Origin of the sequence: Sphaerisporangium sp. NPDC049003, from assembly GCF_043197795.1 — a bacterium.
Taxonomy (GTDB): Bacteria; Actinomycetota; Actinomycetes; order Streptosporangiales; family Streptosporangiaceae; genus Sphaerisporangium.
Genome location: NZ_JBICTU010000044.1, coordinates 24501 through 46730, shown reverse-complemented (window position 1 = coordinate 46730; position 22230 = coordinate 24501). Strand labels below are relative to the sequence as shown.

Here is a 22230-nt window from a genome sequence, read left to right as displayed (position 1 = left end):
CTGTTCACCGGGGTGGCCCAGTCCCACCGGATCGCCCGGGAGGAGATCTTCGGCCCGGTGCTGTCGGTGCTGACCTTCCGCACCCCGGCCGAGGCCGTGGAGAAGGCCAACAACACCCCCTACGGGCTGTCGGCCGGGGTATGGACCGAGAAGGGCTCCCAGATCCTGTGGATGGCCGACAAACTCCGCGCGGGGGTCGTGTGGGCCAACACCTTCAACCGCTTCGACCCCACGTCGCCGTTCGGCGGCTACAAGGAGTCCGGATACGGCCGCGAAGGCGGACGGCATGGACTGGAGGCGTATCTCGATGTCTGAGCACTGTGAGCACCGCCTGAGGCCGCGCCGGTCCCGGCGCGGCCAGATCACCCGCGGGTACGCCTACGGGCGGGCCGGCCGCACGAACTCGACCGCCCGCCAGGGGTGGTTCGCCCACCGCTGCGGGGTGAGCCGCTGCTGCCAGGTCTTCGTGCCGGCACGGCTCTCGCCCGAAGAGATGACCTGGAGAGGCGATGACTGAGCCCAGCAGGCTCGCCGTACGCAAGACGTACAAGCTGTACATCGGCGGGGCGTTCCCGCGTTCAGAGAGCGGAAGGTCCTACGTCGTGACCTCCTCGAAGGGGGACTTCCTCGCCAACGCCTCCCAGGCCTCGCGCAAGGACGCCCGCGACGCGGTGTCGGCCGCCCGCAAGGCGTTCCCCGGCTGGTCGGGCGCCACGGCGTACAACCGGGGGCAGATCCTCTACCGCGTCGCCGAGATGCTGGAGGGGCGCCGGGCCCAGTTCGTGTCCGAGCTGGTCGACGCCGACGGGGTGTCGGCGCGCAGGGCCGGGGAGCTGGTCGACGCGGCCGTCGACCGGCTGGTCTGGTACGCGGGCTGGTCGGACAAGATCGGAGCGGTGCGGGGCGCGGCGAACCCCGTCGCCGGGCCGTACTTCAACCTCTCCACCACCGAGCCGACCGGCGTCGTGGCGATCGTGGCTCCCCAGGAGGCGCCGCTTCTCGGCCTGATCTCGGTGATCGCCCCGGTGATCGTCACGGGCAACACCTGCGTGGCGGTGGCCTCCGAGCGGGCGCCGCTGCCGTCGATCACGCTGGCCGAGGTGCTGGCCACCTCCGACCTGCCGGGCGGCGTCGTCAACCTGCTCACGGGCAGGCCCGCCGAGCTCGCGCCGTGGCTGTCGTCCCACATGGACGTCAACGCGGTCGACCTCACGGGCTGCTCCGACGACCTGGCCGTGGCCTGCGAGCAGGACGCGGCCGAGAATCTCAAGCGCGTCCTGCGCCCGTCGGGGAAGACCGACTGGCTCGCCGACCCCGGCACCGGCCGGATGACCGCCTTCCTGGAGACCAAGACCGTCTGGCACCCCATCGGCATCTGACCCCACCGGCTCGCGGGATCAACCTGGCTTGCGCCGGTTGGTCCCCCGGGTCGGCGCGGCCGCGAGAGGGTCCTCGGGCCAGGGATGCTTCGGGTACCGGCCGCGCAGCTCGGCGCGCACCGCGCGGTAGCCCTCGCGCCAGAAGGACGCCAGATCGGCGGTGACGGCGGCGGGCCTTCCCGCCGGGGACAGCAGGTGGATCACCAGCGGCACGCCGGCGACGCGGGGCGTCTCCTCCCAGCCGAACAGCTCCTGGAGCTTGGCCGCGAGCACCGGCTGGTCACCGGAGTAGTCCACCCGGATCCGTGACCCGGTGGGCACCGAGACCCGCTCGGGGGCCACCTCGTCGAGTCTGAGCCGCCACGTCAGCAGCCGCTTGAGTGCCGTGGCCACGTCCACCCGCGCGAGGTCGGAACGGCGGCGCAGGCGGGGCAGGTCCAGCCACCTCTCGGCGGCGGCGACCAGGCCCTCGTCGGAGACGTCCGGCCACGGCTCGCCCAGCACCCGGCGGCAGAACGCCATGCGCTCGCGCACCGCCACGGCCTCCGGCGTCCAGCGCAGCAGCGACAGCCCCTCCTTGCGCAGACCCGACAGGATCGCGTCCCGTACGTCGGCGTCCCGCAGCGCGACCGAGGCCAGCTCGACCGCCCCAAGGCGTTCCACCCGCCGCGCGACGACGTCGCCCTCCCAGCCGATCTCGTCCTCCACCTGGAGGAACGGCCCGGCGGCCTTCCTTGCCACGTCCTCGTCGATCACCACGGCCTGCCGCACCCGGGCGGAGGCGGCGCCGGCGGGCCGGTCGGCGACCGCGATCGCCAGCCACTCGGCAGAGGCCAGGCGCGAATCGCGGGGCAGCGTCGCGGCCGTACCCGAGACCATGAGATAGCCGCCGGAACGGCGGCGCGCCACCCGTTCGGGGTAGGCCAGCGCCACGACCAGCCCGGCCACCGCGTCGTCGGTCCCGCCGTGGCTCACCGAGGCCGCCGTGCCGGGCGCGTCCGTACGTACGGCCTGGTTCAGGCGGCGGGTCTCCCTCCGCCAGTCGCGCGACCCGCTGCGGCGGGCCTCGCGCCAGACCGCCACGAGGTCGTCGGGGGCGGAGCGGGGAAGCTCGTCCGACAGCAGGGCGACCACTTCGGCGGCGGCCGGTGGACCGTCGAGCAGCGCGCGGGCGAGCCGGGGATGGACGCCGATGCCGGCCATGCGGCGGCCCCGCTGGGTCACCCGCCCGTCCTCCAGCGCGCCGAGCGCGTGCAGCGTACGGCTCGCCACGGCCATGGAGGCGGCGGGAGGCCGGTCGAGCAGCGAGAGCGTGGAGGCGTCGGGCGTGCCCCAGCAGGCGGCCTGCAGGGCGAAGCCCGTCAGGTCGGCCAGGGCGATCTCGGGCTGGGCGTGGTCGGGCAGTCGCCCGTGCTCGGCGGCCGTCCAGCACCGGTAGACGGCGCCCGGGGCCTCGCGCCCGGCGCGCCCGGCCCGCTGGTCGGCGGACGCCCTCGACACCCGTACGGTCGTCAGCGACCCGAGGCCCCTGCCCTGGTCGGTGCGCGGCTCACGCGCCAGCCCGGCGTCGACCACCACCCGCACCCCGGGGACGGTGAGGCTCGACTCGGCCACCGAGGTCGCGAGGATCACCCGCCTGCGCGGGCCGGACGAGAGCACCGCGTCGAGCGTGCCGGCCCTGCCGTGGATCTGCAGGACGTCGGCATCGGGCAGGCCCGTCAGCGCACCGGCCACTCTCGCGATCTCCCCCACTCCCGGCAGGAAGCACAGCACGTCACCGGCCCGCTCGTCCAGGGCACGGCGTACGACCCCGGCGACGTGGGCGAGCAGCGCGGGGTCGACGCGCATGCCGTGGGGCGGGGATACGGGCTTGGCGGGGGGCGCCCAGACGATCTCGACCGGATGCGTCGTGCCCGAGGCGTGCACCACGGGGGCGTCGCCCAGGAGCCGGGCCCAGGGGGCGGCGTCCGCGGTGGCCGAGGTGGCGACGAGCCGCAGGTCGGGGCGGAGGGTCGCGCGGACGTCCAGCAGGAACGCGAGCGCGGTGTCGGCGTCCAGGTGCCGCTCGTGACACTCGTCGAGCAGCACGGCGTCGACGCCTTCCAGCTCAGGATCGCGCTGGAGCCGCTGGAGCAGCACGCCGGTCGTCATCACCTGGACGTGGCGTCCGGGCCGGTGCTCGCCGCGCATGGTGAAGCCGACCTCCTCGCCGACCTCCGACCGGAGCATCCACGCCATGCGCCGGGCCGCCGCGCGGGTCGCGATGCGCCGGGGCTCGGCGACGATCACGCGGCGGAGGGGTCCGCCCGCGTCCAGACCGGCGAGGACGAGCGGGACCAGGGTCGTCTTGCCCGTGCCGGGAGGGGCGGTGAGGACGGCGGCGCCGTCCTTCTCCAGCGCCTCGCGAAGCTCCGGCAGGGCGTGCCGCACGGGAAGGGCGCTCGCCCGTGCGTCATCCACAGGCATGGTCGTCGCCTGTCGGGTCGTGGTCTGCGGTCGTGGATCGCACGTGCGTGCCCGTCCTTTACGGTGACGAAGCGCACCGGCATGGTTCAGTCGAGCAGGAGATCGCCGTTCGGGCTCGACGCGAACGGTGGCCTGCTCGGCGCGCGCTTCGTGCCCGAATGGTACGCGCCATCCGTGCGGTGCGGGGTTCCGCCGAGCCGGTCGCACCATGCCAAACGGCAGCCGCTAGCATCTGATAGTTGCTGTTGAATTTGCCGCACCTTTCCCGGAACCCGACCGGCCGACCGGCCGAGCCGTTGCGGGAAACCGGAAACATCGGGCGGGGTATCTGTCGCGATCTGGCACTCGCCCGGCCCGCTGATCAACGTCATGATCCTCACGAGGAGGCGATGATGGCGTGTCAGAGTACGGTGGCACCGGTCCAGGCCCCGGCGGTGCCCACCACCCCATCTCGTAACCCCGGCGCGGGCCGCCGGGCGGCCGTCCGATCGCTCATGGTCGCGGCCGTGGTCTGCGTGGTCTTCCTGTTCCGAGACCGGCTGCCGAGCCCGGCGGAGGTCTGGAAGCTCATCGCCGCCGCGCATCCCGGCTGGCTGATCGTCGCCGTCGTGGCCGAGACTTCCTCCATGCGGGCCTTCGCCCGGCTGATCAGGCATCTGCTGGTGGCGGGCGGCGCCAAGCTCACGCTGCCGCGCGCCGTGGCGGTCACCTACGCGCGCAACGCCGTGTCGAACTCCCTGCCCGGCGGCCAGGTGCTCAGCGTGGCCTACACGACCCGGCAACTGCGCCGCCTCGGGGCCACGACCCCGCTGATCGCCGCGACCCTGGTGCTCACCGCCGTGTTGTCCACCATGACCTTCGTCGCGCTCGGCGCCGTGGCGCTGCTGGCGGAGCCCGCGACCCGGATCACGGCGCTGTGGGCCTTCATCGCGGCCGGTCTCGGGGTCCTCGCGCTGGTGACGTTCCGGCCGAGGGTGCCGGCCAGGTGGCTCTCGGGAGCCCGTACGGAGGCGGTGCTCGCCCAGCTGCGCGGCGCGCGGGCGGCCATCACGCTCACTCCGCGCGACCGCGTCGTCCTGCCCGGCCTAGCCCTGCTCAACTGGCTGCTCGACCTGGCCTGCCTGGCGGCCGTATGCGCCGCCACCGGCGTCTCCGTCGGCCCGCACACGGTGCTGCTCGGCTACGTCGCCGCCAAGGCGGCGGGGGTGCTGGCGCTCGTGCCGGGCGGGCTCGGCATCGCCGAGATCGGCATGGCCGCGACTTTCGTCAGCGCGGGCATGACGGGAGTGGCCGCGGCCGCCGTCGTGGCGATCTACCGTCTGATCTCCTACTGGGCGGTGCTCATCGCCGGATGGACCGCCTGGCTGGTGCTGAACGTCATCGCGACTGCAGGGCGTCGAGAGCCACCGCCATCGCGATGATCAGACGCCGGTCGAGTCGCGGGTCGTTGATGTCCACGATGTACCGGTCGCGCAGGCCCCACTTGCGGTCGACCGAGAAGGCGATCTGGGCGCCCACGCCGAAGTCGAAGTGGTAGGGCAACCACGAGAGCGAGTCGACGAACCGGCGCAGGAGGCTGACGAAGACGTTGCGCTCCTGCCCTGTGAAGGTCGGCATGCCGGGCTGCTGGAAGTGCCACGTCGACCGGATCAGCGACGCGGCGAACTCCTTCTTGAAGAAGCCGATCGGCTGGCCGGCGTGGTCCACGACGTCGTATCCACTGCCGAGGTCGATCACCTTGCGCGCCTTGAACCCGGCGAGCACGAACTGCCTCGAATCGTCGGTGTAGAGCGTGACCTGCTCCTTGAACGCCATCCGCTTCTGCTCGGCGAAGGCGACCATCGGACCTTCCGACCCATCGGGCTGCTCCAGATGGACCACATAACGGTTCACCATCATGGTGATCTTCTGGCGCACGAGCAGGCGGGTTTGCGCCTGCAGGGTTTGGGGGTCCACTTTTGTTCTCCATAGTCAGGGGATTGCCACTCTAAGGCTTTTCGTACCGGTCCTACGCCTGCGTCCCAACCAGGAATGGGCGACGAATGACTTTCCAGGAACGGGGCAGGAGACTGGATCGTTGGGCAGAGTGAAGCGAATCGGGGGAGGAGCCGCTATGTATCGGTCAAGAGAGCACAAGATGATCGCGGGTGTCTGTGGTGGTATCGCGGAGAAGTGGGGCTGGGCGCCCACCATGGTGCGCCTGCTGTTCGTTCTCTCCTGTGTCCTTCCTGGACCGCAGTTCATCATCTACCTGATCATGTGGGCCTTCATCCCGAAGGCTCCCGCCCGCGCCGGTCAGTGGTGATCCGCCCCGGCTGTGCCGTAAACGTCTATTCGTAGGACGTATGCTCGGAGTCGTGAGCGAGCGAACCATACGGGCACGGCCACTGGCCCTGATCCAGGACGACCTGGTCGACTACGAGAAGGCCATGGAACGCATGACCGAGCTGGTCGGCGCGCGGCAGCGTGACGACCAGCCGGACACGTTGTGGCTGCTCAGTCACCCGCAGGTCTTCACGGTCGGGAAGAGGACCGCCGCCGAGCACCTTCCCGACCCCTCATACGGCATCCCCGTCGTCCCCACCGGCCGGGGGGGTCAGCTGACCTACCACGGGCCGGGGCAGCTCGTGGGCTACCTGATCGTCAAGCTCCGCGCCGACGAGGGGGTCGTCGACTACGTCCGCGAGGTGGAGCTCCGGCTGGTCGAGGCGCTGGAGAAGCTCGGACTCCCGTCGGAGCGCCGTGAGACCCCGCAGGGTTCGGAGCTGCTCACGGGCGTCTGGACGCGCGAGACGGGGCGGAAGATCGTCTCGATCGGTATGCGGGCCGGCAGGGGCGTCACCAGCCACGGCTTCGCGCTGAACGTCGACGGCGACCTCGACCCCTGGCACCACGCCGTCCCCTGTGGCATGCCGGACGTCGACATGACCTCGCTGGCGCGCGAGCTGGCCGGCCCGCCGTCCTCCGAGCACGTCCGCCGGGTGGTCTCCGAGGTGTTCGAGGCGGTCTGAGACGCCCGCCGTACGGCCCGCGCGCGGCGGGCCGTACGGCGGAGAAGAGCTCAGGCGACGGGCTCGGAGTCACCCAGCGGGACGTCCTCGATGTTGCGGCGGGGCCCGGTGAACCAGTGCCGGGCCGACAGCGCCCACCACAGGGCGATGCCGATCAGCACCGCGCCTACCGCGAGCGGCGCGTAGTTCACCGAGGTCCAGGTGAAGTCCGCGTTGCCCGGCACGCCGGCCGGGCTGATCGGCATGATGAAGTAGATCGAGATGATGATGATCTCGACCACCGCGATCCAGCCCATCACCTTGTACTTGCCGCCCAGCGTCCACGGCCCCGGCTTGAACGCGGCGCCCATGCGCAGGCGCAGCCAGATCGGGATGAGGAACGCCAGGTAGAGCCCGATCACGGCGATCGAGACGACGGCCAGGAACGCGACGGGGGTCGTGGTGCCCTCCGGCGCGTACAGGGCGGGGATCGTGATCAGCAGGGCCACGACGCAGCCGGCGATGATCGCGTTGACCGGCGTCTTGTTCCTGTCGACGCGCGACCACAGCCTCCAGCCGGGGACGGCGCCGTCACGGGAGAACGCGTAGGTCATGCGGGACATCGACGTCACGCAGCTCATGCCGCAGAAGAACTGCCCGATCGTCGAGATGCCGAAGATCACGGTCGCGAGGCCGGGCGTCAGCGACGAGGTGAAGATCGCGCCGACGAAGCCCGCCTCCTTGTTGACGGCGTCGACGTCGGTGGCCGCGAACAGGAAGGCCAGGAGCAGCACCCAGCCGCCGATCGCCGAGTAGAAGATCGACTTCCAGAGCCCCTTGGCCGCGCTCATGGCCGCGCCCTGCGTCTCCTCCGACACGTGGGCACAGGCGTCGAAGCCGGTGATCGTGTACTGCGTGAGCAGGAAGCCGAGCGGCAGGACGTACAGCCAGAACGTCAGGCCCGAGGAGCTGGACCCGAAGCCCGAGTTGTTGAACTGCTCGAACAGGAAGCCCACGTTCTGGTGCTTGGACGGGCCGAAGATCAGGATGAGGACGACCACGGCCGCGCCGAAGACGTGCCACCACACCGAGATGTTCTGCAGGATCGAGATGAGCCGGTGGCTGAAGATGTTGATCAGCGCGTGCAGCACGAGCACGATCGCGAACAGCAGGAACGTCTGCCGCAGCGGGTCGCCCTGCGCCCAGCCGTCGCTGAACCGGCCGATGGTGATGTTGAGGAAGGTGGCGCAGCCGTAGTCCACAGAGGCGGTGACCGCGATGAGCCCGATCAGGTTGAGCCAGCCGGTGAACCATCCGTGGATGGGCTTGCCCAGCTTGGCCGCCCACCAGTAGATGCCGCCCGCGGTCGGGTAGGCGGACACCAGCTCGGACATGCACAGGCCGATGATGAGGATGAAGATCGAGATCAGCGGCCAGCCGATGGAGATGGCGATCGGGCCGCCGTTGTTCCATGCCTGGCCGAACGTCGTGAAGCAGCCGGCGAGGATCGAGATGATCGAGAAGGAGATCGCGAAGTTGGAGAAGCCACTCCAGCTTCGCGAGAGCTCCTGCTTGTAACCGAGCTCGGCCAGGCGTTCGGCATCGTCGTCGAGGTAAGACTGCTGGGCCATCAGGCCTCCTTGCGTGGCGCGGGTGATGCGGTGCCGCGGGTGGCTAGACGTCAGGCCGGTGGGAACGGCGGAGACGGCGCGGCCGGAGGAGAGGGGCTGCGTGGATCGGGGTCCCGGGGCCGTCGCCGGCCTCGGACGTCGTCGATGAGCAGGCCGAGTCCGGGATCGTTGAGGTCCCGTACGGCCTGGGCGAACTTGTCGGCCGCTTCGGCGTCGTAGTCGAAGTCGGCGGCAGCGGCCTGCTCGGCGAGCAGGCCGTGGTGGACGCTGAACCACAACGTCCAGGTGAAGTTGGACATAATTAGATAAAGCTGGACTCTTGACGCGGGATCCTCGTCCCCGAAGTAGGCACGCGTCAACCGCTTGACCATTTCTTGGTCGTAATCCGCCTCGGCCGCGATGTCCCCCAGCTCGAAGGCCGGGTCGTTGTTCCCCGAGAGCTGGTAGTCGACGATGCGCACCGCCGAGCCGTCGAAGATGAAGTTCTCCGGCAGCAGGTCGTTGTGGCAGGGCACGGTCGGCACCCGCCGTACGGCCAGCGCCTCCTCGATCGCGGCCACGGCCGGCAGCCAGTCCTCGTAGCCCCCGGGGATCCTCAGCGCGTGGGCGTGGCAGAGCGCCAGCAGCTCGTCCAGCTTGCGGAAGATCGAGAAGTCGGTCGCGAACCGCGGCCCCGCGTGTAGGCGCTGGCAGGCCTCGGCGATGCCCTCGGTCATCGCCGGATCCCGCACGGCCGCAGCGTCGAGCGTGGGGCCTTCGATGTACTCCAGCAGCACCGCGCCGGGGAGCCGGAGCAGCACCTTCGCGCCGACCCCGGCCTGGGCGGCCCTGGCCGTGTTGACGATCTCCAGATCGAGGGGGATGCCGAGCCCGGCGGCCGAGACCCTGGGGTCGAGGATCCGCAGCAGCCAGCGGTCGCCCGCCTCGGTGTCCACCCGGACGATGCGGTGGCTCAGGCCACCCTTGATCTGGGTATGGGTGACCGGTCGGCCGGCCCAGGCCGTCACGAGTTCGAGTGCCGAGCTGAGGACATCTGGCACGCGGGCCTCCTTTGGTCTACCTTCAGACCATTGATCCGATTCTGCGGGTTGGGTGTTACACGGGGGTACCAATGGTGAAACTTCCCGCCGAGGCGCAGGCTGTTGTCGTCGGTGGCGGTGTCGCCGGGTGCAGTGTCGCCTACCACCTGGCACGACTCGGCTGGACGGACGTCATCCTGCTCGAACAGCACGAGCTGACGGAAGGGACCACGTGGCACTCGGCCGGATTCGTCGGCCAGCTCAGGTCCACCGTCACCCAGACCCGCATGATCATGTACTCGGCCGGGCTGTATCCCGAGCTCAGGGATCTGACCGGGCTCGACCCCGGCTGGCACGGCGCGGGCGGCCTGCGGCTCGCCACCACCGCCGAGCGGCTGGAGGAGCTGCTCCGCCAGGCCGGCGCCGCCGAGACGTACGGGCTCGACCTGGACGTCCTGTCGGCGGCCGAGGCGCGGGACCTGCTGCCCCTGATGGAGGTCGGCGACGTGCGCGCGGCCCTGTGGCTGCCGGGCGACGGCTGGCTCGACCCGGCGAGCCTCGCTCGGGCCCTGGCGGCGGGCGCGGAGAAGCTCGGCGTGCGCATCGTGACCGGTGCGCGGGTCACCGGGCTGGACGTCCAGGACGGCCGGATACGCGGCGTCCGGGTGGGCGAGCAGGTCATCGCCACAGAGACCGTGGTCAACGCGGCGGGGGCGGCGGCCGGGAAGATCGGGCGGCTGGCGGGGGCCGACATCCCGATCGTGCCGATCAAGCACCAGTACGTCGTGACGCGGCCGTTCGGGGTGCCCGCGAGCACGCCGACCGTTCGCGACCCGGACAACATCGTGTACTTCCGGGAGGACGGCGGCGGCATCCTCGTGGGCGGCTACATCCGCACCCCGGAGATCTGGGAGGCGGAGGCGCCGCTGGCCGAGCCACGGACCCTCTTCGCCCCCAATATGCCGAAATTTCGTGAATCGTGGGAGTCGGCGTGCCGGCGGCTTCCCGAGCTCCGCGACCTGGCCCGCACGGAGAGCGGCGGCGGCCAGGACCCCGCCGCCTTCGCCAAGGTCGTCCACGGGCCCGAGGCGTTCACCCCCGACGGGGAGTTCCTGCTCGGGGAGACCGCGGTGGCCGGGCTGTGGGTCGCCGCCGGGTTCTGCGTCCACGGGCTCGCGGCGGCGGGCGGCGTCGGCAAGGTCATGGCCGAGTGGATCGTCGACGGCTCGCCTGAGTACGACGTCTTCGGCATGGACGTCCGCAGGTTCGGTTCCCACGCGCGCGGCTCCCGATGGGCGCGTGCCAAGGCACTCGACTCCTACAGCAAGTACTACGACGTGGTGTACCCGGGCGAGGAGCGTACGGCCGCTCGCCCGCTGCGCCGCTCGCCCGCGTGGGCGCGGCACGTGGAGCTCGGCGCCGAGTTCGGCGAGAAGGCCGGCTGGGAACGGGTCAACTGGTTCTCCCCCGGCGACGCGCGCGAGGGCGAGGAGTTCCGGCCCGCCGGATGGGCCGGGAAGTTCTGGTCGCCCGCGATCAGGGCCGAGTGCCTGGCGACCCGCGACGCCGCCGGGCTGTTCGACCAGACCTCGTTCTCCAAGCTGGAGATCACCGGGCTGGCCGGTCTCCAGCGGCTCTGCGCCAACGACCTCGACCGGCCCGCCGGCTCGGTGGTCTACACCCAGATGCTGAACGAGCGCGGGGGCATCGAGGCGGACGTGACCGTGACCCGGCTGGCCGGCGATCGGTTCCGCATGGTCACCGGCACGGCCTTCGGCGTGCACGACGCGGCCTGGCTGCGCCGCCACGGGCTCGACGTGCGGGACGTCACCTCGGCGTACGCCTGCTACTGCCTGTGGGGGCCCAAGGCGCTCGACATCCTCGGCGAGCTGACCGGCGACGACCTGACCTTCGGCTACATGCGGGCGCGGGAGATCAGCGTCGGGCTCGTGCCGGTGCTGGCGCAGCGCGTCACCTTCGCCGGCGAGTTCGGATGGGAGCTCTACTGTCCTACCGAGTACGGGCTGACCCTGTGGGACGCGCTGATGGAGGCCGGACTGCCGCACGGCATGCGCCCCGCGGGCTACCGGGCCCTGGACTCCCTGCGGCTGGAGAAGGGCTACCGCGTCTGGGGGCTCGACATCACGCCGGAGACGACGCCCATCGAGGCAGGCCTGGGCTTCGCCGTTCACGGGGACAAGGACTTCGTCGGCCGTGACGCGCTGGGCGCCCCCCGGTACGCGCTGCGCTGCCTCGTGCTCGCCGACCCCAGGCAGATCTGCCTCGGCGGAGAGCCGGTGCGGGTCGGAGGCATCCCCGCGTCCCGGGTGACCAGCGGCGGGTACGGCCACCGCGTCGACCGCTCGATCGCCTACGCCTACCTGCCGGCCGGCGAGCCCGGCGCCGAGAGCACGGAGCTCACCGGCCGGGTCGAGGTCGGCGTCAACGGCGGGTGGGTCACCGCCGAGATCGCCGGCGAGCCGCTCTACGACCCGAGCAACAAGCGCGTCCGCCGCCTCCCCGGCTCGTAGAGGCGTCCCAGGGGTTGACGGGGCTTACACCGGTTCGACAGTTCCGTGAAGCAGGGTTGAGACGTACCAGGAACGCGCATAGAACTACGCGGTCCTCTTGACTGCGCGGTGGCCGCGTCGAGCACCGCGGAGCCGGAAACAGGAGGGAACACCAGGCGGAACATCACCCAACGCCCGAGGAGGGCAAGCATGGGCACTTCGGCCGATCACAGCACGGCCAGCACCGACGACACACCCGGTGGCGCGGGCGCCGCCACCATGGCGGCCACGGTCAACATGATGGACCTGGAGCTGATGAGGGACCCCTTCGGCGGGTACTCCCGGATGCGCGAGCAGGCACCCCTCGTACGGGGCTCCTTCTTCGGACGCGGCACGCGGATCTGGCTGGTCACCAGGTACGACGACGTCAAGATGGTGCTCGGGGACCCCCGGTTCGTGAACAACCCGGCCAGCGTGCCGGGCCTGGACATCGAGAACATCCGCGAGAAGGAGATCGAGGCCCGGGGCATCCCCAAGGAGTACGCGCAGTACGTGCTCGACAGCGTCCTGGACGCCGACGGCGCCGACCACATCCGGCTGCGCAAGCTGGTGTCACGCACGTTCACCGCCCGCCGGGTCGCGGAGCTGCGGCCACGCGTGGAGGAGATCACCGAGGGCCTGCTCGACAGGCTCGCGGCCACGGCCGAGGGCGGTGTCGTGGAGCTGATGGAGCACTTCTCCTACCCGCTGCCGATCACCGTCATCTGCGAGCTGGTGGGCATCCCCGAAGAGGACCGCGCGCAGTGGCGAGAGTGGGGAAAGGCGCTCGTCACGCTGCAGTCGGGAGGCATGGCGACCGCCCTGCGGGACATGATCACCCACATCCACGAGCTGATCGAGCGGCGCCGCGCCGCCCCCACCGACGACCTGCTCACCGGGCTCATCCGCACGCACGACGAGGACGGCGACCGGCTCAGCGACACCGAGATGGTCACGCTCGTCCTGACCCTCGTGCTGGCGGGACACGAGACCACGGCCCACCTCATCGGCAACGGGACCGCCGCCCTGCTCGCCCATCCCGACCAGCTCGACCTTCTCAGGAAGGATCCGGGGCAGATGCCCCGGGCCGTCCACGAGCTCATGCGCTGGTGCGGTCCCGTACAGGCGACCCGGCTGCGCTACGCCGCTCAGGACGTCGAGATCGGCGGCATGCCGGTGCGCAAGGGGGAGGCGGTCATGGCGGTGCTGGTCGGAGCCAACTACGACCCCCGGGAGTTCGACCACCCCGAAAGGCTCGACATCACCCGCGAGCCGGACGGGCGCCGGGAGAACCACGTGGGGTTCGGGCACGGCCTGCACTACTGCCTGGGCGCGGCGCTCGCCCGCCAGGAGGGCGAGGTCGCGTTCGCGGCACTGCTCCGGCGCTTCCCCGACCTGGCCCTGGCCGTCGAACCGTCCGAGCTGGAACGCCAGCCGATGCCGGGCTCCTGGCGGCTGGCCCGGCTGCCGCTGAAACTCTGACCCACCCGTGAGCCGCGGGCGGAACCGGTTTGGCGAGGGATCCGGTTCCTGAGGCGGTGACGAACGGCCCGCCCGCCGCCCTGGGGAACGCCACGGGCGGCGGGCTTCCGCATGCCCTCGACCTCGCGGACCTGCGAAGATCCGGGAGTGCTGACCGGCCTTCGCGGCGGAGCTCAGAACGTGAGCGGGGGAAGCTCGGCGCGGGTGGGGAGGCCCTGCCAGGGGCTCCCGCTGGCCACCGTGAAGGCGGCCAGCGCGCACCCCCGGCGCAGCCGATCGGTCGGATGCAGCTCCTCCAGGAGCCCGCTGAGGTACCCGGCGGCGAAGGAGCCTCCGGCGCCCACCGGGTCCACGACGCTCACGGGCGCGGCCTGCGCGTCGTACCGCATGCCGTTGATCGTGGCGCTCGCGCCCTTGGCGCCCCTGGTGACCACCAGCTCGCGGATCGTTCCAATGACCGGCTCGATGAGCTGCAACTCGTCCTGGTTGGCGAACAGGACGTCGGCTCCGGTCGCCAGCTCGTTGAGCGCCTCGACGGCCTCCTGGCGGTCGACCCAGAGCTGCGGCCGGTAGTTCACGTCGACCGAGACGGCCGTGCCGGAGTCCCTGGCGAGCTTGATCGCGTGGTGGGCGGCGCTCCAGGCGGTGCCGCTCAGCGCCGGGGTGATGCCGGTGATGTGCAGCACCTTGGCCGACTGCAGGGCGCGCGCGGGGACGTCGCCCGGCCCGAGCCGGGACCCGGCGGACCCGCCCCGGTAGTGGACGACGTGGCCGACCCGGCCGATGCGCCGCTGCCTGATCGCCATGCCGGTTGGAGCGCCGGGGTCGGACTGCGCGTGGGAGACGTCGACCCCCTCGCCGCGCAGCACCGTGAGCACCCGGGCGCCCAGCTCGTCGGCGCCGACCCTCCCCAGCCAGGTCACGGAGTGGCCGAGCCGGGCGAGGCCGACGGCGGCGGTGAACTCGGCCCCGGCGACGTCGAGACGTACGTCGGTGTCGTGGCGGAGACGGTCGGCGGAGATGACACCCAGCGCCTCTCCGAGCGTGAAGACCTCGGTCATGTCAGGATCTTTCGTGCCATGCGACAACGCCCATCTGCCGCGGATGGCCGAAAGCATGGCAGAGACCGATGTCACTCACAATGAGATGACGACTTCGGCATCTCCTGCGGCATGACCGCCGGTTCGCGGACGGCCCGCCTAGCCGCTGAAGGCGTCGACGGCGGCCTGGCAGAAGGCCTTGAGGTCGTCGGGCCTGCGGCTGGTGATGAGCGTGTTCGGGCCGTTCGTACAGATCATCACTTCCTGGTCGACCCAGGACGCCCCCGCGTTGTGCAGGTCGGTCTTGAGGCTGGGCCAGGAGGTCATCGCGCGGTCGCCCACGACGCCCGCCTCGATGAGCGTCCACGGCGCGTGGCAGATCGCCGCGACCGGCTTGCCGGCGTCGAAGAACGCCCCCGCGAACCGCACGGCGTTCGCGTCGAGCCGCAGGTTGTCGGGGTTGGCGACGCCGCCGGGCAGCACGAGGCCGTCGAAGTCGCCGGCGCTGACCTCCTCGACGGTGGCGTCGACGTCGAACGTGTCCGCCTTGTCGAGGTGGTTGAAGGCCTGCACTTTGCCCGGCAGGGTGGAGATCAGCCGGGGGGTTCCTCCGGCCTGCTCCACGGCCTTCCACGGCTCGGTGAGCTCGATCTGCTCGATCCCCTCGGGGGCCACCAGAAAGGCGATCGTCTTGCCCTGAAGCATGTTGACTCCTCTGAGCTGCGTTTCCTTCCTCGCTAGCCCCGTGCCCGGCATCTTGGCGTGTATGCGCCGGAGCCTACGGAGTCTCACATCTCCTTGAGGAGTGTCTCCAGGAACCGCCTGGACTCGGCCACGGTGGACGCCTCGACGCACAGGCGGTCCATGACCTTCATGTACGGGTCGGTCTCCTCGCGCTTGTCGAGGTACAGGGCGCTGGTGAGCTGCTCCATGTAGACGACGTCGGGGATCTCGCGCTCGTGGAACCGAAGGATGGTGAACGGTCCGCCCGCCGCCGCGTGCCCGCCGTGGCCGAACGGGACGATCTGAAGGGTGATCGTGGGCGACGCGGTCAGCTCCAGGAGGTGCTCGACCTGCGCGCGCATGACCTTCGGGCCCCCGAGCGGGCGCCGGAGCGCCGCCTCGTCGAGCAGGGCCCAGAACTTCGGGCCGTCGGAGCAGGCGATGCGCTGCTGCCGGGCCATCCTCAGGGAGATGCGGCGGTCGATCTCCTCCGTGGGCGCTTCCGAGTGGCCGAGCCTGATCACCGCACGGGCGTAGTCCTCCGTCTGCGTGAGGCCGGGGACGAACTGGATCTCGTACGTGCGGATGACGGAGGCGGCCTCCTCCAGCCCGACGTAGAGCTCGAACCACGTGGGGAGCAGGTCGCTGTACTTGTGCCACCAGCCCGGCGCGTTGGCCTTCTCGGCCAGATGGAGGAACGTGGCGCGCTCCTCGGACTCGCCCACGCCGTACATGGTGAGCAGGTCGGCGACGTCGCGGGTCTTGAAGCCGACCCGGCCGAGCTCCAGACGGCTGATCTTGGCGTGGGAGGCGCGGATGGCCTCGCCCGCCTGCTCGCGCGTGATGCCCTTGGCCGTGCGCAGGCGGCGCAACTGGGAGCCCAGGAGGATGCGGAGCGCGGTGGGCCCGCCTCGGGTGGTGTGGGCAAGGAGATGCCCGTCAGGAGAATCGTCAGACCCCAGCGCCGAAATCATGCGAGCTCCCTGGAGCCTCGGATGAATGAGCCGACAGTGTCTCATCCTCGGGTGTCGGTCGTATACCGCGTCTCACAGAGTGGGTCTTTTCGGACTAACCCCCCAGAATGACCCCTGTTTTAAGAGTGAATGTCACAGTTCCGTGAGAAAAGAGCGGCCTGCACGTGCATCTGTCCTTGCATCCGTACGCAACGTGAAGAAAGATTGACTGTCCACGTCATGTCCCGACCGCGTGAACGGCCCAACGTAGTGAGGACCTTGATGACCGCACACCACCTGGCACGCCGCCAGTCCGTTGTACGGGGTGAGGCTCCCTGGTGGCTGCTGCCCGCGATGGAGGACAACCTCTGGGAGCCCGTCGCGGAGCTGCGGGCCCTCGGCCGTACGGGCGCGTCGGTCAAGATGGCACGGGACTTCACGGTGACGACTCTGAGCAACTGGGGTCTTGACGAGCTGACCTGCGACGCCCGTCTGGTCGTCTCCGAGCTGGTCAGCAACGCCGTGCGGCACGCCGGGGAGCCCACCCGGCTCCGCCTGCTCCACCGCGCGTCCCACGTGGTGTGCGCCGTCTTCGACCCCGAGGACCGGCCGCCGGTCGTCACGGAGGCCGACTACTTCGCCGAGAGCGGCAGGGGCCTGTGGCTGGTCGAGAGCCTGAGCTGCTCCTGGGGCTGGCGGCTCCAGGAGGGCCACGGAAAGCTGGTGTGGGCCGCCTTCACCGCTCCCTTCGCACTCGGCCGCGACCGCACCTCCGCCTGACGCCCGCCGGGTCGTGCCTCCCCGTGAGGCCCCGCCGGGGTGCCCGACCTGCCCCGACCTGTCCCGGTCTGCGCCGATACTGGGGGGGTGCTGAGCAGTCACCGCCTCAGGGTGCTCCTGGAGGTCTTCCGCACCGGCAGCATCGCCGGAGCCGCGCGGAGCCTGCGCCTTTCGCCGTCCGCCGTGTCCCATCAGCTCTCCAGGCTGGAGGAGGAAGCGGGCATCGGGCTGGTCGAGCGTGACGCGCACAGCCTGCGCCTCACCGCGGCCGGGCGCCGGCTCGCCACCCGGGCGCAGGAGGTGCTCGACATCATCGAGGCCGCCGAGAAGGATCTGCTCGCCCAGGCGCGGGCGGACTCCGGGCAGCTGAGCATCGGCTTCTTCGCCTCCGCCGGCTACCGGCTGCTGCCCCTGGCGCTGTCGACGTTCAGCGCCCGGCACCCCGGCGTGGAGCTCGACCTGGTCCTCGGCCAGCCGCACGAGCTTCTTCCCGACCTCGAACGCGGCGCGCTCGACGTGCTCGTGGTGTTCGAGAACGCCCTGGACCCCTGGAAGGCTCCCGACGGCGTCGAGGTGATCCACCTGTTCGACGAGCCGCAGCTCCTGGTCGTGCCGGTGGGGCATCCGGCCGGGCAGCGCCCGAAGGTACGGCTGGCCGACCTGGCCGACGAGCCCTGGATCACCACCTACGGCACCGGCACGCCGGTCTCGGTGCTGGAGCGTGCCAGCGCGCTGGAAGGCTTCAGCCCGGCCATCCGCTGCCGCAGCGACCACTACGAGGTCACGCTCGGGCTCGTACGGGCCGGGCTGGGCGTGGCGCTGGTGCCGAGCCTCGGCGCGCAGGGCGCCACGGGGATCCACGTCTGCCGGGTCGAGGGGCCGAAGCTCTTCCGCCGCATCGGCGCGGCCATACGGCCCACCAACCCGAACCCGGCGCTGCGCTCCTTCATCGACTACCTGCGCGACGCCTCGGCCCAGCTACGCAACGCCCAGCGCTGACCCCTCACCATCCTGGCCGGACCGGATGCCCCGTACCGGTCACTCGCGCCGACCAACGCGTCGGTCACTCGCGCCGCAGGGCCAGGGCGCCGATCCTCAGCCCGGCCTGCCGTACGGCCTTGACCAGGTCGTGCTCCTGGCCCGCCGGTCCACTGGCCAGCACGGCGTAGCCGACGCCGCGGGCGCCGACCAGCACGCCCACATCCGTACGGACGCCGGTGTCGGTGCCCGTCTTGTTCGCCACCCAGACGGTGCCGGGCGGAGCCGCCGAGGGGATGACGCGGTCCTCCGGCTCGTGGGGGAGCAGGGCGGGCACGAGGCTCCTGTCGGTGTTGTGCGCCATCCAGCCCAGCAGCATCGCCTTCCACGGCGCCTCGTCCGTACCGTCCGCGACCAGCAGAGCGGCGAACCGGGCCAGCTCGGCGGCCGTGCCCACCGAGAAGGTGGGCGGGTGCTCCGGAAGGCGGGGCTCGCGGATCAGGTCGAGGATCCGGGTGCGGGCGAACCCGAGGTCGGCGGCCCTGGCGTTGACGCGGTCGAGTCCGAGCCGCCGCAGCAGCGCGTTGGTCGCCGTGTTGTCGCTCACCGCCGCCGTGAGCAGGGCGAGGTCGGCCACGGTCCAGCGGCGGGCCGACAGTCCGACCAGCAGGCCCGACCCACCTCGGTAGTCCTCGTCCAGCAGCGTCACCGGCTCGGCGGGGTCGAGGGACCCCGCGGCGACGCTCCGGGCGACCTCGGCGAGCAGCAGGAGCTTCCCGGCGCTGGCCAGCGGAAGCTCCACGTCCTCGTTCAGGGCGAGCAGGCCGGGCACGGAGACGGCGAGCGTCCCCGGGCACTCGTCTCCCAGGGAGTCCAGGTCGATCATGTGGCGAGCACCGTTCCCGGGCGGGCGGTGGTCGGGGTGCCGTCCCTGACCACGATCTGCCCGCCGACGATCACGGCTCCGATCCCGGCGGGAGGCAGGAGCGGCTCGCTGAAGGTGGCGCGGTCGGCCACGGTGGCGGGGTCGAATACTACGAGGTCGGCATGGGCGCCGTCACGGATCACCCCGCGACCGGCGAGTCCGAAGCGGGCGGCGGCCATGCCGGTCATCTTGTGCACCGCCGCCTCCAGCGTGAGCAGGCCGACGTCGCGGCCGTAGTGCCCGAGCACCCTCGGGTAGGTGCCCGCCCAGCGGGGGTGCGGGCGCCCGCCCGGCTTCGGCACGCCGTCTGAGCCGATCATGGCGTACGGCGAGGCCAGCACCCGCCGCACGTCCTCCTCGACCATCGAGTGGCTGATGATCGTCACCTCGCCGTCCTCGGCGATCAGAAGGTCGGCGGCGACGTCCACCGGGTCGGCGTGCCTGGACTCGGCCAGCTCCGCGACCGTACGGCCCTCGACCTCGGGGTGGCGCGGCGCGCAGGCGATCGAGACGCGGTCCCAGCCGCCGTTGCCGACCGTGTTCTCCCAGCCGGGGACGCCTTCCGCGATGGCCCGCCGCATGCGATCGCGCTCGGCGGGATCCGCCAGCCGTACGGCCAGGGCCGCGAAGCCGCCGTCGTTGGCCCAGGGCGGGAGCATCGCGGCCAGGGCCGTGCTGCCCGCCGTGTACGGGTAGACGTCGCAGGTGATGTCCATGCCCCCGGCGCGCAGCCCGGCGATGCGGGGCAGGGTGCGCGAGGTGCGGCCCCAGGCGTACTTGCCCGCGGTCTTGTGGTGGGAGACGTGCAGCGCCGCCCCGCTCCGGCGGGCGATCTCGACGGCCTCCTCCAGCGCCTCCTCCACCCGGGACATCTCGTCGCGCAGGTGCGTGACGTACGGCTTGCCGTGGCGGGCCGCGACGGCGGCGAGCGCGACGACCTCGTCGGTGCCCGCGTACGTGCCGGGGGTGTAGATGAGCCCGGTCGAGAGGCCGGCGGCCCCCTGGGAGAGCGACAGATCGAGCAGCGAGCACATGGCGCCGAGCTCAGAGGGCGTCGCGGGACGGTCGACATGGCCCATCACGCCGGCGCGGAGGGTGCCGTGCCCGACGAGGGAGGCGAGGTGGTTGGCCCTGGGCAGCGCGGAATGCCGCGCGGCGAACCCCGCGAAGTCCCGAAATATCCCGACCTCGCCGCCGAAGCTGATCCGGGTCTCCCCACGCAGCTCCTCCAGCCGCTCGGGGAGGGCCGGGAAGAGGCTGGAGCCGCAGTTCCCGCAGATCTCGGTGGTCACCCCCTGGAGCACCGACGCCCACAGGAGCGAACGGTCACCGTCCGCGCCGATCAGGGCGACGCCGTCCGAGTGGGTGTGCACGTCGACGAAGCCGGGCGCGACGGCCGTCCCGCCCGCGTCGAGCACCTCCCGCGCCTCCACGGGACGGCCCGGCGGCAGCACGGTGATCCGTCCCTCCGCCACGCCGACGTCGGCCATACGTCCCGGCGCCCCCGTGCCGTCGACCACGAGGCCACCGCGGACCAGCAGGTCGAAGCGCCTCGGGCCCGTGCCGCTCACAGGACCTGTCCGAGGAAGGCGCGGAAGCGCTCGTGGCGCGGGTCGGCGAGGACCTTCCGGGGGTCGCCCTCCTCGACGATCATGCCGTCGTCGATGAATACGAGGTGGTCGCCGACCTCGCGGGCGAATCCCATCTCGTGAGTGACCACCATCATGGTCATGCCGCTGGCGGCGAGGTCGCGCATGACCGCGAGCACCTCCTGGACCAGCTCGGGGTCGAGCGCGCTGGTGGGCTCGTCGAACAGCATCAGTTTGGGGTCCATGGCCAGGCTGCGGGCGATGGCCACCCGCTGCTGCTGGCCCCCGCTGAGCTGCGCGGGGTAGTGGTGCGCCCGGTCGGCGAGCCCCACCCGCTCCAGCAGCTCGACGGCCGCCCGCCGCGCCTCCGCCTTCGAGACGCCCTTGACCGTGACCGGCCCTTCCATGACGTTCTCCAGCGCCGTGCGGTGCGGGAAGAGGTGGAAGCGCTGGAAGACCATGCCGATGCCCTGCCGCTGCCGGGACAGCTCGGCCGGGCGGAGCAGGTGGAGGCGTTCGCCCTGCTCGTGGTAGCCGATCAGCTCGCCGTCGACCCAGATGCGCCCCGCGTCGATGGTCTCCAGGCGGTTCACGCAGCGCAGCAGGGTCGACTTGCCTGAGCCGGACGGGCCGACGACGCACACGACCCCGCCCGCCGGAACGTCCAGGCTGATGCCCTTCAGCACTTCCAGCGATCCGAAGTTCTTGCGCACCGAGCGGATCCTCACCATGGGCCCGGTCATGACACCCCGCCCCTCGCGAACGGCCGCAGGTTGCGGCGGACCCTCCCCGGCATCGTGTGGTGGCCGCGTTCGAACCGCTTCTCGATGAAGTGCTGGCCGATGCTGGCCAGCGTGGTGAGCACGACGTACCAGATCGAGGCCACCACGAGCATCGCGATGACCTCGAAGGTGCCGAGGTAGATGCGCTGGGCCACGGTCAGCAGCTCGGCGCCGGCGATGACCGACACCATCGAGGTCGTCTTGAGCATGGAGATGAACTGGTTCCCGGTCGGCGGGATGATCACGCGCATGGCCTGGGGCAGGACGACCCTGCTGAGCACCTGGCGGTGGGACATGCCGAGCGACTCGGCCGCCTCGCGCTGCCCGGGGTCGACCGATCGGATGCCCGCCCGCACGATCTCGGCCATGTACGCGCCCTCGTTGATCGCCAGGCCGAGCAGCGCGGCCGTGAACGGGGTGATCAGCTCGTTGGCCTGCCACTCGATCAGTTTGGGCCCGTCGAAGGGGATGCCGATGCTGAACGCCGGGAAGACCAGGCCGATGTTGAACCAGAAGATCAGCTGGACCAGCAGCGGCGTGCCGCGGAAGAACCAGGTGTAGAGCGCGGATGCCCCGCGCAGCACCGGGCTGCCGGACAGCTGCATCACCGCGGCGAGCACGCCCAGCGCCAGTCCGATGGCCATCGACAGCACGGTGAGCTGGATCGTCACCCACAGGCCGCCGAGGATCCTGCCGTCCACGAGGAAGGACGCGATGACGTCCCAGTGCAGGTTCTCGTTGACGATGATCGTGTAGGCCAGCCAGACCAGGAACAGCGCGGCCAGCGCCGCCATGATCCACCGGCCGGGGCGCGGCGGATGGACCGCCCTGATCGGAAGCTCGCCGCTTCGCGCCGCGAGCCCGGGGCCGCGATGCGGCCCGTGCCCGGAGTCCGGTCCGGAGTCCGGTCCGGAGCCCGATGCGGAGTCCGGTGTGGAGTCCAA

At 71.3% G+C, this 22230-nt stretch carries 21 protein-coding genes; 10 read left to right on the top strand and 11 right to left on the bottom strand.

The window, feature by feature from the left end:
- The 3 genes from ACGFIV_RS33260 to ACGFIV_RS33250 all read left to right on the top strand — a co-directional run.
- On the top strand, nucleotides 1-315 hold a 315-nt coding region (locus tag ACGFIV_RS33260), incomplete at its 5' end, for an aldehyde dehydrogenase family protein (protein ID WP_392838948.1).
- Entirely contained in the window at nucleotides 308-517 is a 210-nt protein-coding gene (locus ACGFIV_RS33255; protein WP_392838946.1) for a hypothetical protein, read from the top strand. The genes ACGFIV_RS33260 and ACGFIV_RS33255, both read left to right, overlap by 8 nt.
- On the top strand, nucleotides 510-1379 hold the full coding sequence (locus ACGFIV_RS33250) for an aldehyde dehydrogenase family protein (protein WP_358558014.1): 870 nt from the start codon (nucleotides 510-512) through the stop codon (nucleotides 1377-1379). Before ACGFIV_RS33255 ends, ACGFIV_RS33250 begins: the two co-directional genes overlap by 8 nt.
- Before the next feature lie 18 nt (nucleotides 1380-1397).
- Here the strand turns inward: ACGFIV_RS33250 and hrpB are convergent, their stop codons facing one another.
- The gene (gene hrpB, locus ACGFIV_RS33245; RefSeq protein WP_392838943.1) at nucleotides 1398-3845 is read right to left on the bottom strand and encodes an ATP-dependent helicase HrpB; all 2448 of its coding nucleotides are present in this window, start codon (nucleotides 3843-3845) and stop codon (nucleotides 1398-1400) included.
- A 392-nt stretch (nucleotides 3846-4237) separates the two neighbouring features.
- Here hrpB and ACGFIV_RS33240 point away from each other — a divergent pair, with 392 nt between their 5' ends.
- Complete coding sequence (locus tag ACGFIV_RS33240; protein WP_358558020.1) at nucleotides 4238-5266, top strand: YbhN family protein; 1029 nt, start codon at nucleotides 4238-4240, stop codon at nucleotides 5264-5266.
- Here the strand turns inward: ACGFIV_RS33240 and ACGFIV_RS33235 are convergent.
- Nucleotides 5223-5801, bottom strand: a complete 579-nt coding sequence (locus ACGFIV_RS33235) for a hypothetical protein (protein ID WP_358558023.1) — start codon at nucleotides 5799-5801, stop codon at nucleotides 5223-5225. The genes ACGFIV_RS33240 and ACGFIV_RS33235 overlap by 44 nt on opposite strands.
- Nucleotides 5802-5958: 157 nt before the next feature.
- Between ACGFIV_RS33235 and ACGFIV_RS33230 the strand changes: the two genes are divergently transcribed.
- Both ACGFIV_RS33230 and lipB read left to right on the top strand, forming a co-directional pair.
- Nucleotides 5959-6150 carry a PspC domain-containing protein gene (locus tag ACGFIV_RS33230; RefSeq protein ID WP_358558026.1) on the top strand — a complete coding sequence of 64 codons (192 nt, stop codon included), beginning with the start codon at nucleotides 5959-5961 and terminating at the stop codon, nucleotides 6148-6150.
- A gap of 52 nt (nucleotides 6151-6202) precedes the next feature.
- A complete protein-coding gene (gene lipB / locus ACGFIV_RS33225; protein WP_358558029.1) occupies nucleotides 6203-6856 on the top strand; it encodes a lipoyl(octanoyl) transferase LipB in 654 nt (217 codons plus the stop codon).
- A 50-nt stretch (nucleotides 6857-6906) separates the two neighbouring features.
- On the opposite strand, the gene ACGFIV_RS33220 is transcribed toward lipB, so the two are convergent.
- Together ACGFIV_RS33220 and ACGFIV_RS33215 are read right to left on the bottom strand one after the other, a co-directional pair.
- Entirely contained in the window at nucleotides 6907-8466 is a 1560-nt protein-coding gene (locus ACGFIV_RS33220; RefSeq protein WP_392838938.1) for an amino acid permease, read from the bottom strand.
- 50 nt (nucleotides 8467-8516) lie between these two features.
- A complete protein-coding gene (locus tag ACGFIV_RS33215) occupies nucleotides 8517-9506 on the bottom strand; it encodes a phosphotransferase (protein ID WP_392838936.1) in 990 nt (329 codons plus the stop codon).
- 71 nt (nucleotides 9507-9577) lie between these two features.
- On the opposite strand from ACGFIV_RS33215, the gene ACGFIV_RS33210 reads away from it, so the two are divergent.
- Nucleotides 9578-12016 carry an FAD-dependent oxidoreductase gene (locus ACGFIV_RS33210; protein ID WP_392838934.1) on the top strand — a complete coding sequence of 813 codons (2439 nt, stop codon included), beginning with the start codon at nucleotides 9578-9580 and terminating at the stop codon, nucleotides 12014-12016.
- 189 nt (nucleotides 12017-12205) lie between these two features.
- Nucleotides 12206-13516 carry a cytochrome P450 gene (locus ACGFIV_RS33205; protein WP_358558041.1) on the top strand — a complete coding sequence of 437 codons (1311 nt, stop codon included), beginning with the start codon at nucleotides 12206-12208 and terminating at the stop codon, nucleotides 13514-13516.
- Nucleotides 13517-13689: 173 nt separating this feature from the next.
- Here ACGFIV_RS33205 and ACGFIV_RS33200 read toward each other — a convergent pair whose 3' ends face one another.
- From ACGFIV_RS33200 to ACGFIV_RS33190, 3 genes are all read right to left on the bottom strand, one after another.
- Nucleotides 13690-14577: a sugar kinase gene (locus ACGFIV_RS33200; protein WP_358558044.1), complete on the bottom strand. Its 888-nt coding sequence runs from the start codon at nucleotides 14575-14577 to the stop codon at nucleotides 13690-13692.
- A gap of 138 nt (nucleotides 14578-14715) precedes the next feature.
- Nucleotides 14716-15261 (bottom strand): type 1 glutamine amidotransferase domain-containing protein, encoded by a 546-nt coding sequence (locus ACGFIV_RS33195; protein ID WP_392838931.1) that lies wholly within the window; start codon nucleotides 15259-15261, stop codon nucleotides 14716-14718.
- A gap of 83 nt (nucleotides 15262-15344) precedes the next feature.
- Entirely contained in the window at nucleotides 15345-16253 is a 909-nt protein-coding gene (locus tag ACGFIV_RS33190) for a helix-turn-helix transcriptional regulator (protein WP_358558050.1), read from the bottom strand.
- A 261-nt stretch (nucleotides 16254-16514) separates the two neighbouring features.
- Here ACGFIV_RS33190 and ACGFIV_RS33185 point away from each other — a divergent pair, with 261 nt between their 5' ends.
- Together ACGFIV_RS33185 and ACGFIV_RS33180 are read left to right on the top strand one after the other, a co-directional pair.
- Nucleotides 16515-17012 carry an ATP-binding protein gene (locus ACGFIV_RS33185; protein WP_392838928.1) on the top strand — a complete coding sequence of 166 codons (498 nt, stop codon included), beginning with the start codon at nucleotides 16515-16517 and terminating at the stop codon, nucleotides 17010-17012.
- Nucleotides 17013-17099: 87 nt separating this feature from the next.
- On the top strand, nucleotides 17100-18011 hold the full coding sequence (locus ACGFIV_RS33180; protein ID WP_358558056.1) for a LysR family transcriptional regulator: 912 nt from the start codon (nucleotides 17100-17102) through the stop codon (nucleotides 18009-18011).
- A gap of 64 nt (nucleotides 18012-18075) precedes the next feature.
- Here ACGFIV_RS33180 and ACGFIV_RS33175 read toward each other — a convergent pair whose 3' ends face one another.
- The 4 genes from ACGFIV_RS33175 to ACGFIV_RS33160 are packed head-to-tail and all read right to left on the bottom strand — an operon-like array spanning nucleotide 18076 to nucleotide 22230.
- Entirely contained in the window at nucleotides 18076-18876 is an 801-nt protein-coding gene (locus tag ACGFIV_RS33175; protein WP_392838926.1) for a serine hydrolase, read from the bottom strand.
- Nucleotides 18873-20486 (bottom strand): amidohydrolase family protein, encoded by a 1614-nt coding sequence (locus tag ACGFIV_RS33170; protein WP_392838924.1) that lies wholly within the window; start codon nucleotides 20484-20486, stop codon nucleotides 18873-18875. Before ACGFIV_RS33170 ends, ACGFIV_RS33175 begins: the two co-directional genes overlap by 4 nt.
- The gene (locus tag ACGFIV_RS33165) at nucleotides 20483-21247 is read right to left on the bottom strand and encodes an amino acid ABC transporter ATP-binding protein (protein WP_358557335.1); all 765 of its coding nucleotides are present in this window, start codon (nucleotides 21245-21247) and stop codon (nucleotides 20483-20485) included. The genes ACGFIV_RS33170 and ACGFIV_RS33165 overlap by 4 nt, the downstream gene beginning before the upstream one ends.
- Nucleotides 21244-22230: an amino acid ABC transporter permease gene (locus ACGFIV_RS33160; RefSeq protein ID WP_392838921.1), complete on the bottom strand. Its 987-nt coding sequence runs from the start codon at nucleotides 22228-22230 to the stop codon at nucleotides 21244-21246. The genes ACGFIV_RS33165 and ACGFIV_RS33160 overlap by 4 nt, the downstream gene beginning before the upstream one ends.

Coding starts and splice junctions, on each gene's coding strand:
- ACGFIV_RS33255 (WP_392838946.1), top strand. CDS start 308: ATGTCTGAGCACTGTGAGCACCGCCTGAGGCCGCGCCGGTCCCGGCGC.
- ACGFIV_RS33250 (WP_358558014.1), top strand. CDS start 510: ATGACTGAGCCCAGCAGGCTCGCCGTACGCAAGACGTACAAGCTGTAC.
- hrpB (WP_392838943.1), bottom strand. CDS start 3,845: ATGCCTGTGGATGACGCACGGGCGAGCGCCCTTCCCGTGCGGCACGCC.
- ACGFIV_RS33240 (WP_358558020.1), top strand. CDS start 4,238: ATGGCGTGTCAGAGTACGGTGGCACCGGTCCAGGCCCCGGCGGTGCCC.
- ACGFIV_RS33230 (WP_358558026.1), top strand. CDS start 5,959: ATGTATCGGTCAAGAGAGCACAAGATGATCGCGGGTGTCTGTGGTGGT.
- ACGFIV_RS33220 (WP_392838938.1), bottom strand. CDS start 8,466: ATGGCCCAGCAGTCTTACCTCGACGACGATGCCGAACGCCTGGCCGAG.
- ACGFIV_RS33210 (WP_392838934.1), top strand. CDS start 9,578: ATGGTGAAACTTCCCGCCGAGGCGCAGGCTGTTGTCGTCGGTGGCGGT.
- ACGFIV_RS33205 (WP_358558041.1), top strand. CDS start 12,206: ATGGGCACTTCGGCCGATCACAGCACGGCCAGCACCGACGACACACCC.
- ACGFIV_RS33200 (WP_358558044.1), bottom strand. CDS start 14,577: ATGACCGAGGTCTTCACGCTCGGAGAGGCGCTGGGTGTCATCTCCGCC.
- ACGFIV_RS33195 (WP_392838931.1), bottom strand. CDS start 15,261: ATGCTTCAGGGCAAGACGATCGCCTTTCTGGTGGCCCCCGAGGGGATC.
- ACGFIV_RS33190 (WP_358558050.1), bottom strand. CDS start 16,253: ATGATTTCGGCGCTGGGGTCTGACGATTCTCCTGACGGGCATCTCCTT.
- ACGFIV_RS33185 (WP_392838928.1), top strand. CDS start 16,515: ATGACCGCACACCACCTGGCACGCCGCCAGTCCGTTGTACGGGGTGAG.
- ACGFIV_RS33175 (WP_392838926.1), bottom strand. CDS start 18,876: ATGATCGACCTGGACTCCCTGGGAGACGAGTGCCCGGGGACGCTCGCC.
- ACGFIV_RS33165 (WP_358557335.1), bottom strand. CDS start 21,247: ATGACCGGGCCCATGGTGAGGATCCGCTCGGTGCGCAAGAACTTCGGA.